General features: G+C 60.4%; 11 protein-coding genes. 1 reads left to right on the top strand and 10 read right to left on the bottom strand.

The genetic code is table 11. The features are described 5' to 3' along the window. Window positions 1-162 precede the first annotated feature (162 nt). Complete coding sequence (locus AC15MQ_RS03685) at window positions 163-4,740, top strand: beta strand repeat-containing protein (RefSeq protein ID WP_483079359.1); 4,578 nt, start codon at window positions 163-165, stop codon at window positions 4,738-4,740. A gap of 219 nt (window positions 4,741-4,959) precedes the next feature. Here the strand turns inward: AC15MQ_RS03685 and AC15MQ_RS03680 are convergent, their stop codons facing one another. The 10 genes from AC15MQ_RS03680 to AC15MQ_RS03635 all read right to left on the bottom strand — a co-directional run bounded on the left by AC15MQ_RS03680 (window position 4,960) and on the right by AC15MQ_RS03635 (window position 14,525). Beyond that, the gene (locus tag AC15MQ_RS03680; protein WP_350495196.1) at window positions 4,960-5,697 is read right to left on the bottom strand and encodes an SDR family oxidoreductase; all 738 of its coding nucleotides are present in this window, start codon (window positions 5,695-5,697) and stop codon (window positions 4,960-4,962) included. A 4-nt stretch (window positions 5,698-5,701) separates the two neighbouring features. Next, complete coding sequence (locus AC15MQ_RS03675; RefSeq protein WP_483079358.1) at window positions 5,702-7,012, bottom strand: FAD-binding oxidoreductase; 1,311 nt, start codon at window positions 7,010-7,012, stop codon at window positions 5,702-5,704. Then, window positions 7,009-8,445 carry a UbiA family prenyltransferase gene (locus tag AC15MQ_RS03670; protein WP_483079357.1) on the bottom strand — a complete coding sequence of 479 codons (1,437 nt, stop codon included), beginning with the start codon at window positions 8,443-8,445 and terminating at the stop codon, window positions 7,009-7,011. The genes AC15MQ_RS03675 and AC15MQ_RS03670 overlap by 4 nt, the downstream gene beginning before the upstream one ends. Window positions 8,446-8,601: 156 nt before the next feature. Next, window positions 8,602-10,545, bottom strand: a complete 1,944-nt coding sequence (locus AC15MQ_RS03665) for an O-linked N-acetylglucosamine transferase, SPINDLY family protein (RefSeq protein WP_483079356.1) — start codon at window positions 10,543-10,545, stop codon at window positions 8,602-8,604. Window positions 10,546-10,639: 94 nt separating this feature from the next. Next, a complete protein-coding gene (locus AC15MQ_RS03660; protein ID WP_483079355.1) occupies window positions 10,640-11,536 on the bottom strand; it encodes an ABC transporter ATP-binding protein in 897 nt (298 codons plus the stop codon). Then, window positions 11,533-12,372: a hypothetical protein gene (locus AC15MQ_RS03655; RefSeq protein WP_483079354.1), complete on the bottom strand. Its 840-nt coding sequence runs from the start codon at window positions 12,370-12,372 to the stop codon at window positions 11,533-11,535. The genes AC15MQ_RS03660 and AC15MQ_RS03655 overlap by 4 nt, the downstream gene beginning before the upstream one ends. Then, window positions 12,372-13,205 carry an ABC transporter permease gene (locus tag AC15MQ_RS03650; RefSeq protein WP_483079353.1) on the bottom strand — a complete coding sequence of 278 codons (834 nt, stop codon included), beginning with the start codon at window positions 13,203-13,205 and terminating at the stop codon, window positions 12,372-12,374. The genes AC15MQ_RS03655 and AC15MQ_RS03650 overlap by 1 nt, the downstream gene beginning before the upstream one ends. 50 nt (window positions 13,206-13,255) lie before the next feature. Further along, window positions 13,256-13,648, bottom strand: coding sequence for a hypothetical protein (locus AC15MQ_RS03645; protein ID WP_483079352.1), 393 nt, complete (start codon window positions 13,646-13,648; stop codon window positions 13,256-13,258). A 30-nt stretch (window positions 13,649-13,678) separates the two neighbouring features. Then, entirely contained in the window at window positions 13,679-13,861 is a 183-nt protein-coding gene (locus tag AC15MQ_RS03640) for a prepilin-type N-terminal cleavage/methylation domain-containing protein (protein WP_287665708.1), read from the bottom strand. A 478-nt stretch (window positions 13,862-14,339) separates the two neighbouring features. After that, a complete protein-coding gene (locus AC15MQ_RS03635) occupies window positions 14,340-14,525 on the bottom strand; it encodes a prepilin-type N-terminal cleavage/methylation domain-containing protein (protein ID WP_483079351.1) in 186 nt (61 codons plus the stop codon). Window positions 14,526-14,542 lie beyond the last annotated feature (17 nt).

Below are 14,542 nucleotides of genomic sequence, written 5' to 3'. Positions count from 1 at the left end.
TTTGCACCATCTTCCGAATGCCCATTCCTTGGGATTGTTCGGCTTGGCACCATGGCAGGAATTGTGAAGTCATCGACACTCCGGATATCTGAAGCAGGCATGTGTAACTTGAGCATTGGATTTGATTCGCCTATCAATCACCCTTAGAGGAGCCAAATAATAATGACAACCTATAACTTCAGCACCTTGACCAATGGTCAAACCATCACCTTCAATCCGGACGTCGACTACCTGATCTTTGACTCGCCCCTCTACCTGACGAACGAACTGCGAATCAACGAGACCGTTACCGGCCTGACCCTGGGCTATTCGGCCTTGAGCGGACCGCCGTCGCTGCCCGCCAAGACGGTAACCCTGACCGGGATGACGCTTTGGAAGCTCACCGGAGGTCCTTTGGGGAATACGGCGGCGCATGTCCAGTTCCAGAATGGTGGCCTGCTGCTCGTCGGCGACAACAGCACCGCGCACGACGACGATCTCTCGAACTTCCTGGTGGGTAGTATCAACAATGACATGTTGTTCGGGTTGGGAGGCAATGACACGCTCAATGGCGGCGCCGGCAGTGACGTGATGGTCGGCGGCGACGGCAACGACACCTACGTCGTGGACAATCTCGGCGATGTCGTCAGCGAAGCCGCGACCGCCCTGGGTGGGATCGACGCGGTACAGGCGAGTATCAGCCACACGCTGGCTACCGGTGTCGAAAACCTGCAACTGCTGACCACTTCCAGCATCAATGGCACCGGCAACACCCTGGCCAACCGCCTGACCGGCAATGCCGGCAACAACCTCCTCGATGGCATGGCCGGCGCCGACACCATGACCGGCGGCGACGGCAACGACACCTATATCGTCGAGAGCTCTGGCGACACGGTCATCGAGACCAACAACAGCGCCACCCAGATCGACACCGTGCGGACCTTCATCAGCTACACGCTGGGAGCGAACGTCGAGAACCTTGAAATCGTTGGGACAGCCACAACCCCACCGATCATCAGCGCTATCGGCAACACGCTGGCCAACACGCTTACCGGCAACTTCCGCGACAACTTCCTCGACGGCAGGACCGGCGCCGACACCATGATCGGTGGCGACGGCGACGATACCTACGTCGTGGACGACGTAGGCGACACGGTCAGCGAAGCCAGCTCCAGCTTCACCCAGGTCGATACGGTGCAATCCTTCATCGGTAATTACACGCTGACGGCGAACGTCGAAAACCTCAGACTGATGGGTTCGGCCAACCTCAACGGCACGGGCAACGCAATCGACAACCAGATCTTCGCCAACAGCGGCGACAACATCCTCGACGGCGGTGGCAACCCGGTCAGCGGCGGCGGCAACCCCGTCGCCTACCTGTACGGCAGCATCAGCGCCGGCGTCACCCATTTCGGTCTGATCCAGGGTGGGGGAGACACCGCGTCCTACCTTTACGGTGCCACGAGCGGGGTCACCGTCAGTCTGGCCGTCGTCGGCCCTCAGGATACCGAAGGTTCCGGCATCGATACGCTGAGCAACTTCGAGAACCTGGTCGGCAGCGCCTACGATGATAACCTGACCGGTAATGCCGGCAACAATGTGCTGGTGGGCGGCTATGGCGGAGGAGACATGCTGACCGGGGGCGACGGAAACGACACCTATATCGTCGTCGGTAGCGAAACGGTCATCGAGACCAATGCCGCCACTTCGCAGATCGATACCGTACTCTCGGTCGTCAATTACCGGCTCGGCGCCAACGTCGAGAACCTGACGCTGATGGACTACACCGTCTTCGGCACCCTCATCTCTGGCTCTGGCGGCTCCCCGGCGATCAACGGCACCGGCAACGCACTCAACAACGTCCTCAAGGGTAATGCGGCGGCCAACGTCCTCGACGGGAGAACCGGCGTCGACAGCATGACCGGCGGTGGCGGCAACGACACCTACATCGTCGAGAATCTTGCCGACGTGGTCGACGAAACCCTTAGCGGAGGGATCGACACTGTCAAGGCGCTGGTCAACTATACGCTGGGGACGAACGTCGAGAACCTGCAACTGATGGGAACGGCGGGTCTCTCCGGTACCGGCAACACACTCGACAATATCATCTGGGCCAACCGTGGCGCGAACCTGCTCGATGGCGGTGCTGGTGGCGACACGCTCTCCTACGAGTTCGGCGCCAGCGCCGGCGTCACCGTCGATCTGGGCCTCGCCACTGCCCAGAACACCGTCGGTTCGGGTCTCGATACGCTGATCAACTTCGAGAATCTGACCGGCAGCAGCTTCGGCGATCTCCTCTCCGGCAACGCCAACAAAAACATCCTCGACGGCGGGCTCGGCAGCGACACCGTTTCCTACGCGTCCGCCACGGCGATGGTCAAGGTCAACCTCGGCGGTCTGACGACGACCGGCACCGGCACGATCGGTGCTGTCATCGACACCCTGCTCAACTTCGAAAACGTCACCGGGAGCAATTTCAACGACATTCTCATCGGCACCGTCGGCAACAACGTCTTCAATGGTGGCAGTGGTGGCCTGGACACCGTCTCGTACGAGTACATTCTCGCCACGAGTGGCCTCTCGCCGATCGGCGTCATCGTCAACCTGAGCCTGACGACGGCCCAGAATACAGGGGTCAGCGGATTCGACACGCTGCTCGGCATCGAGAACCTGACCGGCAGCTCCCTGAACGACACCCTCACCGGCAATGCCTTCGACAACGTCATCAACGGTCTGAGCGGCGCAGACCTCATGACCGGCGGCGACGGAAACGACACCTTTGTGGTGGATGACGTTGACGACAAGGCCATCGAAACCAATGCCGCGCTGACCCAGAGTGACACCGTCCTGGCCGGCGTCGACTACACTTTGTCGAACTACGTCGAGGTGCTGCAGCTCACCGGCACGGCGAACCTCAACGGCACCGGCAACACCCAGGCCAATAGTCTCATCGGCAACTCGGGCAACAACATCCTCGACGGCAAGGGCGGCGCCGACACCATGAGCGGCGGCGATGGTAACGACCTCTATGTCGTCGACCACGCCGGCGACGTGGTCAGTGAAAGCAACACCCTCGCCACCCAGATCGATACCGTCCAGTTCGACCCGCTCGACCTGGCGTTGACCGCCTACACCCTGACGACCAATGTCGAAAACCTGCAACTCATGGGTACACGCCATATCAATGGCACGGGCAACAATTCGAACAACATTCTCTATGCCAACGCCGGCAACAACGTGCTCAATGGGGGTCTGGGAACGGATACGGTGTCTTACCAGTTCATCAGCTCTGGTCCGGTCAAGGTCAATTTGAGCCTGAGCACCGCCCAGAACACGATCAACGCCGGTAGCGATACCTTGATCAACATTGAGAACCTGACGGGAACCTCCTTCGGTGACACCCTCACCGGCGATGCCAACACCAACCGCCTCGATGGAGCAGTCGGCAGCGACACGCTGACCGGCGGCGACGGTAATGACATCTATGTCGTGGACGACGCCGGCGATCAGGTCATCGAAACCTCGGCCAGCGGCGGCACCGACCTCGTCGAAACGAGTGTGAGCTATACGCTGACCAGCAATGTCGAGAATCTGCTGCTCACCGGTGTCGCTTACCTTGACGGCACCGGCAACACGCTGGCCAACAGCCTCACGGGCAATTCCGGCAACAACACGCTCAACGGTCTGGCGGGAGCCGACACCATGGCTGGCGGCGGCGGCAACGACCTCTACCTCGTGGACCATGCCGGCGATGTGATCACCGAATCAAGCGGGACCGGGACCGGGATCGACAGCGTCAAATCCAGCGTGACCTACATCCTGGGCGCCAACGTGGAAAACCTGGAGCTCGTCGGCAGCGCCGCCATCAATGCCACCGGCAACACACTGGCCAACGCTCTCACCGGCAATTCCGGCAATAACGTGCTCGATGGTCTGAGCGGTGCCGATACGATGACCGGTGGCGACGGCAATGACGTCTATACCGTCGACAATGCTGCCGATCAGGTGATCGAAACCAACAACAGCCTCACCCAGATCGATACCGTCGAAACGAGCATTACTTACACCCTGGGCGCCAACGTCGAAAATCTGAAACTCACCGGCACTGCGTCGATCAACGGGACCGGCAATACGCTCGACAATGTCATCTCGGCCAATGCGCTCAACAACGTGCTGAATGGGGGTATTGGTATCGACACGGTTTCGTATCAGTTCGCCACGAGCACCGGGGTGACGGTCAATCTCGCTTTGACTTCGGCGCAGACCACCGGCGGCTCCGGTTCCGACACCATCCTGAACTTCGAGAACCTCACCGGCAGCAACTTCAACGACACCCTGACGGGCAGCCTGTCTGCCAACAAGCTGGATGGTGGTCTCGGCAACGACCTGCTCAATGGTGGCTTGGACAACGACATTCTGACTGGTGGGCTGGGGAGCGACATCATTCGCTTCGACACACTGCTCAATGCCAGCACCAACCGAGACACGATCACCGACTTCAACGTCGTCGACGATACCATTCAACTGGAAAACGCGATTTTCACCTCACTGACAACACTCGGCACGCTGGCGGCCACCTCGTTCCGCTCGGGCGCCGGGATCATCAGCGCGGCGGACGCCAATGACTACCTGATCTACAACACCACCACCGGAAATCTCTACTACGATGCCGACGGCAGCGGCGCGGCGAGCACGGCGGTGCTGTTCGCCACGCTCGACACGCACCCGGTCTTGACCAGCCTTGACTTCATGGTCACCTGATCCGGCTTTCATGCCGCCAAGCCTTGCATGGCTTGGCGGTCGATCGGAGTCGTCAACGCTGATACCCCGCGTCGACTAGGGGATTCGAGTATCCTGACATGATGCAGGCGATGCTGCGTGTCTGCGTACCGGCATCGCCGACCACTGCTGACTCAACTCTTCCACAACCGTCATGCGGTCTTGCCGGAGGGGCATGGCCGACCCCTTGAATCAATTGCCTCAGAGAGGCATCCGCTTGAATATCCGTTCCGGGATGGCTCGTACGAGCCCCATGATCGCGTACCAGAAGCACGGCAAATAAACAACGTCCGACTTTTTTCTGATCGCCTTCACGATTCCCTGGGCAATATCGTCCGGCTGCGCCCAGAGAGCCCCTTTGGGGAAATCAGTGGTCATTGGCGTGTCGACAAAACCCGGCTTGATGGTGATGACCTGGCAGCCCGCCGCGGTCAGGCGGTTGCGCAAACCCTGCAGGAAGATGGCGAGCATTCCCTTGGCGGCCCCATAAACGTAGTTGCTTTGCCGGCCGCGATCGCCCGCGACCGAACCAATGACCACCAGCGTGCCATGGCCGACCGTTTCAAAATGATTGGCGATGAGGCTGCTCAAGCTGATGGCACTCAGGGCATTGGTGTGAATCGCGGCCATGCTCCTGGCGACGTCCTGCTCGCAGACCTGCTGGTCGGGTAACGTGCCATGGGCAATCAGTACCAGGTCAAGGCCACCGAGGGCGGCCAGCGCCTTGTCGATGAGTCGAGGATGCTGAGCGAGGGCGTCGAGGTCGGCACTCTGCTGGTGAACTGGATTGCCGGTTCGTACACGCAGGTCGTCGGAAATAGCGGCCAGTCGTTGCGGATTGCGTCCCACCAGGAAGAAAGTTGCTTGCGGGGAGGCCAATCGGCGGGCAGTGGCTTCGGCAATGGCCGAGGTCGCGCCAAAGATCAGGATGCGTAACATGGCTTTACCCTTGACAGGTGACCCGACGCCAGAAATTCGACGAAAAGCAGGGATCGATGAATGACTGGAACGCTTCCCAAGCGGGGTAAGCGCGCCGGAAATCGTCGCCCTGCATACGCGCATCCTTGGCGGGATAGAGCGCGCCACCAGCTTGACGCACCACGCTATCAAGAGTGGCAAACAGTTGCTTCGTTGCGTCGCCACGGTTCGGGAAGTCCAACGCGAGGGTCACTCCGGGGCGCGGGAAAGAGAGCATCCCCTGCGCCGGCAGGTTACCGAAAGTCTTGAGTACCGCAAGGAAGGAACCCTGGCCGCTCACAGCAATGCGCTCAAGAACTTCACCTACGGCATCCTGGGCATTTTCGTGCGGAACGACGAATTGGTACTGGTAGAAACCCCGCGGCCCGTAAATGCGGTTCCAGTTCTGCATGTGGTCCAGTGGATAGAAGAAGGGACCGTAGTGACTGCACGCTTGTGGGGGTCGGGGAGCATGGTAGTACAGGAAGTTGAAGGTGCGAAGTACAGGGGTATTGACTAATGAGCAGGGCGGAGTGAACGGCACGACCAAACGGGAAGGGCGAACCGAGGTGCACGTTGTCCCAACAGGCGCGTGCCTTCCTGCCATATACACGCCCCGGCCAAGGGTCTTTCCCTGAGCGGCGCAGTCGATCCAGGAAACGGTATAGGGCCAGCCAAGCTCGCTGGCCCGGTTGATGTCGAAATACTCTTCGAGATTACGGAATACCTTGTTCTCCAGAATGATCCAGGGGTTGGCAACCGCTTGGAGACGGATTTCCAACCAGGTGATCAAACCGGTCAGCCCGAGGCCACCCACAGTCGCAGTGAACCAGGGATCTTGCGGGAGGCAGAGTCGGCGCTCGCCATCCGAACGAAGCAGCTCGAAGCGGGTGACATGGGCACTGAAGCTTCCGGCAACGTGATGGTTCTTGCCGTGTACGTCATTGGCCAACGCGCCACCCAGAGTGACGAAGCGCGTGCCAGGCGTCACAGCGAGAAACCACCCCTGCGGAACGATGATCTCCAGAACTTCGGCCAGAGTAATTCCCGCTTCTGCGCGCAACAGCCCGTTGATCGGGTCGAAAGCAATGAAACGGTCGAGCCCTCGCGTGAGCAGGGCATAGCCTCCGTCGTTGAGAGGCACGTCGCCGTAGGATCGGCCATTGCCGTAGGGCAGCAGGGTCCCATCAACAGGGATGGGCAACGGGCTAGCGCGATCGTGGCAGCGTAACAGCTTTTGTCGGGTGACCGGCAGGCGTCCCCAGCCAGCAAGCGATGATAGGAGTACGTTGTTCACAGGGCAAGCCCAACCGCGACAACGGCGATGAGAGCAATCGCTCGACTGGAGCGATCCTTAAGCGCAAACACCAGCGGATCATCATGCATTTGCCCGCGGTGGGCCAGCAGCCAGACCCGGCTGATCCAGAACAACAGGAGCAGGCACAGGAACCAGATGAACTCGATATGGCTATAAAGAACCCTGCCGGTATCGCTGTTGATGTACAGAGCGAGCACGAGCACGGACATGTATCCGGAAACCACGCCCATGCTCTGCAACAGGGGAAAGTCATCGACATGGTAGCCACGCCCGCAAGCGGTCAGGGCGCCCGCATCGCGCTGAACAAGAAGCTCGGTGTAGCGTTTGACGAGTGCCAGGCTCATGAACAGGAAAACCGAGAAAGCGAGGAGCCAGAACGACAGGCCAAGGTTGACCGCCGCACCACCGGCGATGAGGCGCACGGTATACAGCCCGGCCAGGACCAGAATGTCGATCAGGACGAGTTTCTTGAGGTAGAAACTATAGGCCAGAGTGACGGCATAGTACGTGGCAAGGGCGGCACGAAAGCCGGGCGACAGAAGCCCGGCCAGCAGGACCGCGCTGGCAAGGAGGAGCAGCGTAGCCACCACGCCATGCGCCACCGGCAACATGCCCGAGGCAAAGGGACGCAGTCTCTTGCGTGGATGGCGCCGGTCTTCATCCAGGTCGAGCAGATCGTTGAGCAGGTAGACGCTCGACGCCGCCAAACCGAAGATCAGGAATGCCAGACAGACCTGTGTGACGGCGGCAGTGTTCGCCCAGGCGTGCGCCCCCAGTAGCGGAACGAATACCAGCAGGTTCTTGGCCCACTGGTAGAGGCGCATCGCCTTCAACCAGGTCCAGAGGCGCGGCGGACGGTCATCGAACACGGTGTCAACGTCCGCTTGCGATTTGGCGCAGGCAAGGACACCGTGATCCGGCGTGACGACGATCGCCTTGCGGGCACGACGCCAGACGTGGAGATCGCTGCGCGCATTGCCGGCGTAGTCGAATCCCTGTTCTCCATAGCGGCGGACAAGTCTCTCGGCCTTGGCCAATCCTGAAAGATTGGTGAACACATCGTCGGTGGCCAGGACATCATCGAATAGATCCAGGTGACGCGCGACGGCATCCACCCAGGATCGAGGAGAGGCACTGACGAGGACCGTTCGCCTGCCTTCGGCGCGCGCAAGCTGCAACATCGCCAGAACATCGCTGTTGTATGGCAGTCTGCTGGGATCGCAACTGATCTGATCGGCCAAGGCGAGTTTGAAAGCCGCTTTGCCCCTTCGGAGGCTCGGCATCAGGCCAAACAAGCTCAATGGGTTGTGCTTGCCGAGGGCGAGCAGGCTTTCCGCTGTCAGATCTGTGCGCAACAGCGTGCCGTCGAGGTCGACGCAAAGGGGTGACCCGCAAGATTCCTGCTCAGACATGCTTGAGGAAGACTTCGTACGCCGGTGCCATGCAGTCGTGCACTCTGCAAATATCCTTCAATTGCACCCCTGCTCCAGCGGCAACCTTGTTCCGCATTGAAAATCTCAGCCCGCCGCGAGCCTCGCTGTACGTATCCACAGCATGGTATGCGACGATCAGACCAGGGGCATCCGGGTACCCTGCAAGTGGTTGTCCCACATCCGGAAATAAACGTCCTCGAGCGAGCTTACAAAGCGCGGCATGTCGAAGAGCGGGCAGCCGTGCTTGTTCTCTGCCAGCTTTCTGCGCAACTCCTGCAGGCGCTGCGGATCACCGAACAAGTCCATGGCCAACCGATAATACTCGTCAACCGAGCCGGCAATGAGTTCGTCGAGTCCGGCTGCGCGCAGCACGCTGGCGCCTACCCGTCCAGGAAAGGTATCACCGAGCAGCGCCACCATCGGGACTCCCGCCCACAGCACATCGATGCCCGTTGAATGGGAGTTGTAGGGGAACGGGTCGAGCGCCAGGTCAGCCAGTTGCAGGCGAGACAAGTGAGCCACCCTTGACGCCACTCTCGGTGCAAAGACCAGCCGGCCCGGATCGACGCCCCGGGCTTGCGCTTCGTTCCGCAAACGGTCAGCCGAAGATTCTGCCGGCTGGCTCAACCACAGGCAACTGTCATCGGACTCACGCAGCAGGCGACACCACAGATCGAAGACCAGCGGGTTGAACTTGTAGCTGTTGTTGAACGAACAATAGACAAAACCTGTCGCCGGGAGCCCGGCCTCCCGTCGCGTCGGCGGGGCGGTCAAAGCGAGGGTACTGTCGGCCGGCAGATAACAGCCCGGCAGGTGTGCAATGGTCTCCGTGTAGTACGGGCCGTGGTGCAAGGGCGTCACCATGGGGTCACCGAGTAGGTAATCCGCCAGCCTGGGGTGGCCAATCGTTCCCGCATACCCTAGCCAATTGACCTGCACCGGCGCGCAGCGGAGCGCCAGTGCCTCAGGGCGCCCATCACTGGTCCACCCCTGGAGATCAATCAGGATCTCGATTCGGTCTGCACGAATGCGCTCCGCCGTCTCGCTGACGCTGCACTCCCGCAGGTCAACGAAATGATCGAAGGCCGCGCTCAAACGCTGGCGGATGTCGCTATGATCGTCTACCCCCATGGAATACCCGAACACTTCCACCTTCGAGCGATCATGCAACTCGGGCACTTGCGGCATGATCAAGCCGACCGGATGGTTCCGGTAGTCCGCCGACAGATAGCCAATGCGCAGGCGTCGGCGGCTGTCTTGTGCCTCGCTGTACAAGACCGGCTGGTCGTTCGCGGCGTCGAGCACACTCGCCGGGATACGCGAGCGGGCGAAATTTTCTGCCACCCTGCGTTGTTCTTCAGACCCTACGCCGGGAAACGAGAAAACCACGAAGGGGTTATCCGTCAGGGAGTGGTAGTCGTGGCTCAAGGAGCTTAGCGTAAGCAGCCTTGCCGGCAGCTCATCCCAATCGCATCGCTTGAGGCTGGCGCCGAGGAGTTGCGACAGAATGGCGGCGTTGCCGCTGTCGTTTTTCCACAATTCGTTCAGACAGGTCCAGGCTTCATCGTTGCGATTGCTGGCCAGCAAAGCGCCGGCCAGCTGTTCGATGGCCTCGACGTAATCGCCAGGATGACAGGCGATTGCCTTGAGAAAATAGGGGACGGCCTCGTTGTACTTCTGCATCCGAGCGAGCGCCACCCCGTAGTTCTTGAGAACCTCTGGATCGTCCGGCTTGATCTCGATGGAACGGTTGAAGCACTTGATCGATTCATCCCAGCGCATCAGCGCGGACAGCACAATCCCGTGGTTGTTGTGCGATTCCGGATCGCCGGGGTTACGCTCAACCGCAAATGCGACAATCGGCAAGGATTCGTCGTAACGCGCCTGCCCGATCAAGGCAAAACCCAGGGCCTTCAACGCCAGCGGATGGGTCTGGCGACTCGCCAGGATACGGCGTGCCGCGGCTTCGACGTCGGCATACCGGAGCGCGTCGACGAGGCGCATCAGCGCAATACATTCCGGGTCGAGGCGAGCGCGCGTCGCACGCCCTGGCTGCTGCTTCTTGTGGGAACTGTTCATTTTCTCGGCGCTGCCCTTCGCTGGCTCAACACGGAATATCTTCCTGGCAGTAAACCACCGCCGAGCGTGCGACGGCCCGCACGCATGCGCCTGGTCACGACTCTCCGACGGCGCGCATGAACGCCACCTCCAGCGACAGGCTGGGGCGGACTTCCAGCACCACGTGTCCGGCGTCACGCAGGGCCTGCAGGCGGTTCCACAGGTCGCCACGCGGCACTTCGCCAATCCAGCGCCCGGAGAAATCCTCGCGCATCCCGTCCACCGCCACCTGGCCAAAGGTGCGCACCATCACCGTTTCCTGATCCCCGGTGAGCTCAGCCGGCGCCCGCACTGCCCGCAGCAGTCCCTTATGGATCAGGCCGAAGCGATCCGCCAACCGCTCGACATCGTGCAGGACATGCGAGGTGAGAAACAGCGTCCCGCCGCCGCGCTTGTACTCGGAAAGGATATCGACCACATCGCGGCGTCCAATCGGGTCGAGACCGGATAGCGGTTCGTCGAGAATCAGCAGGCGGGGCTTGATGCACAGCGCCTGGGCAATCGCCACCCGCTGCGTCATGCCCTTGGAGAAAGAACGCACCGCCTTGCTCGCCACATGCTCCAGACCCAGGCGCTCCAGCCAGGTCATGCAGTGTGCCTTCGGATCATTGACCCTGAGCCGATGCAGGCGCATGCCCATGCCGAGGATTTCGAGCGGCGTCAAATAGTCGTAGAGGTAGGGGTTTTCGGGTACGTAACCCAGACCCAGGCGGGCATCCGGAACGTGGACGGCAGTCCCGAACAGGCTGGCGTTGCCCCGGGTGGCCTGAATCAGCCCCATCAGGATCTTGATCGTCGTCGTCTTGCCCGCGCCGTTCGCGCCAATGAAGCCGAAGGCCTCGCCGGGCTCGACGCTTAGCGATATGCCACCGAGAGCGCTAACGGGCGCCGCCCGCCACCTTCTGGGGTAGTGCTTTTCGAGACCCTCAATCGCAATCGCAGGAACCGTCATTTGGCGCTCGGAGAAGTTGAATTCAGGATTGGCCAGCCCGACGCGTCGAGACCGAATCCGAAGCCGAGCGGATCTTTGGGAAGCTCGGCGATCAGTCCACTGCTCACCAGCTCATCGAGTCTTTCGACACCCTTCCCGTAGCGCTGCCGAAACATCGCGACGGCACTCTGCAGGGTCGCCAGGTCGCGCAAGCGGCCGGCGCGGACTTTCAGGTAATTCCGGAAGGCTCCGGGCCGGGAATCCGACGCCATCGCCTCGACCAATCCCGCAGCATTGGCCGTCTGGTAGCCCTTCTCGATCCACAGCGCGGCGACATTCTGCAAGGCCCACTCGTCCTGTTGGTCCTTGACTCGCGGCACGCCTTTGAGAAGCCACTGCGCACCCGTCGCCGGATCCTTGTGAAAATGATAGAAGAGAAAACCATAGTGAAACAGCGGATACCAGTCAAACGTGCGTGCGTCCGATGCCTGGCGTAGCACATACTGCGCAGCATCGAGCTGACCGTTCCACGGCAGGATCGCCGCGGCAATGTAATAGTTATCCTCGTGCGCCGGATTGAACCAGGCGATATCGCGTTGCAGTCTGCCCTGCACCGCATAGTCCTCACGACCCATACGCCCGGTGTCGGCGATCAACACCCGGAACCCGGACAGGTTGGCCGCCAGGTAACGGTCACCGCCGGCCAACAGGACCTGCGCAAAACGCGGCAGCGAGATCAGCAACTCCGGCGCAGCCATTCCCCTTGGCAGCGCCGACAAACGCTGCAGGGAAATGGCATAGGCACCGAGCGCCAGAACCCCGGTCAGGCAGACCATCGCACTCAGTGAACGTCGCATCACGAAAACTCACGTCTTGCCAAAAGCAGACTCGCACCAACCAGGAGCAGAACGATATACGCAACCGCCAGCGTGGCCGACCAGAAGACGATCTCGGCACCGGGTGCCAACTGATACATCGACCACTCGCGCCAATCCAGACGCGACAGATCGGGCAACACCCACCTGATCAGTTCAACGATGGGATTGTAGCGGGCAAGCATTTCCTGGTCGCCGTCTGCGCCGCGCGACAGGTAGGAAAGGGTAACACCCAAGGCTTTGCCGGCAACCGCAAAAGCCGCTCCCAGGGCCAGCGGCAGCGCCGACACCGTCGATAGCGCAGCGATGCACAGCGAAAAAGCCGCGACGACGGCAGCGTCGAGAACAAAACCGGCCACGGTCGCCCAGAACGGGACGCCAAGTGCCGGCGCGAACTCCTGGGAATAGCCGCCGCCGCCCATCGTCACCGCCAGCAACAGCAGCAGGCCCAGGACCATTGCGGCCAGCATCGACAGGATCAGGACGGCAGCGAAGCGCCCGGCAAGAAAGGATGCGCGCGACACCGGATAGGCCAGGGAGAAGAGAATGATTTTCCGGTCGATTTCCCTGGCCACCAGTTCCTGAACCCAGAACAGGTTCAGCAGGATCAGGGAAAAACGCATCCCCGAGAAGCCGACATCCAGCGCCACCGTCTGCGGCTGCCGTGGGGAGAAGAACCCCGACAGATAGGCGACCCCGATCAACAGAACGCCAAGGACGAATACCGCCTGGAAACTTCTTCCGCGCAGGCCCGAACGCAGACCGGAGAGGGCGAACTCGAACATGATCGTCAGCCAGAAAACAAGTGAGCGCACTCTGCAGCGCGCCCACTATCGGAACACTAACAGTGGAGTGGGTGGATTGATTAACCCCCAGTACCAGTACCAGTACCAGCACCAGCGGCATCCGTCGCAGCGGTGCTGGCCGCAGTAGACACCTCACTGGGTGTACACCCGCTGGCCGCGCATTCAGTTGTAATTGGCGAAACCGACCCACCAGCGGTTGATCCCACGAATACTTTCTTGCCCTTAGCGGAACCCGCGCCTACGGCATAAACCGTGCTGGATTGGTCAACGCCGTCCAGAAACACGTTCGCTGAGCACTTTGGCGTAAACGCGACCTTCACAAAGCCGGTGGCATCTGAGGTAACTAACGCACCGTCTTTTGCGACTCCTCCAGTACAAATGGTCACTGCATTGGCGGACAAAGAGGTTACGGCCGCGATGGCCAACACCGAACCCAGAATAATGTTTTTCATGAAAAATCTCCGATCAGCACAGAATAGGGGTTACAGGGTCGAGTTCGCGATCGCAGCCGTCAGCAGGTTGCGTGCGTCGGCCTGCGCAGACTTGTCCTCACCCTTCTTGGTGTACTCGGAGAACTGAGGAATTGCGATGGCGGCCAAAATACCGATGATCGCCACAACGATCATCAACTCGATCAAGGTGAAACCCTTTTGCAGCTTCTTCATGGTATTGATCTCCTTCTGGTGAGTGCAACGGACAATCCGTTGCGTTACGGTCAGCAGGTTCCGTGCCAGGCCCGGATTCCCCGGAATGCGCCCTTGCCAGCACGCGCCACGCGTCGGGACAACCCATTAGCGTCACCTGACTGACAAAATTTGTCAGAACATGTCGCCTGGCATAGGTTTCTTATCACAGGATTCAACAGGGTAAGGGCGCAAGCCTGGGTCACTTCGTGTGGAGACTGCCTTCCCATCGCAGCGGCGGGCCGCATCAAATTGCCGCCAGGGAAACGAACACCGATTGGCGCAAGGCGAGCCATCACCAACACCAACACCATTCGCATAGAGACTGCCCAAACACCAATTCCGCCCGGTAGTCGGGCGGAGGGTGGTTTTGCCCCCCGCTCCCTTTCATTCAGGCCACGCAAAGGCCGGTAAGGGAATCTCGAAGCTCCTCTGGCACAAATCTCGGGGTAGGCGAGGACTAATCGGTGAAGTTTGAAACGGCGGCCCTTGTCAACAGGTGGCGCGCATCGGACTGCGCCGCCTTGTCTTCACCCTTGCGAGAGAACTCCGCGAACTGAGGTATTGCGATGGCCGCCAGAATGCCGATGATCGCTACAACAATCATCAACTCGATAAGCGTGAAACCTGCTTGTTGCTTGTTCATGCTGTTCAAGGTTTTCC

The sequence above is a fragment of the Candidatus Accumulibacter propinquus genome, assembly GCF_056856495.1.
The sequence above is the reverse complement of the archived record's forward strand: the minus strand, read 5'-3'. Positions and strand labels throughout refer to the sequence as shown.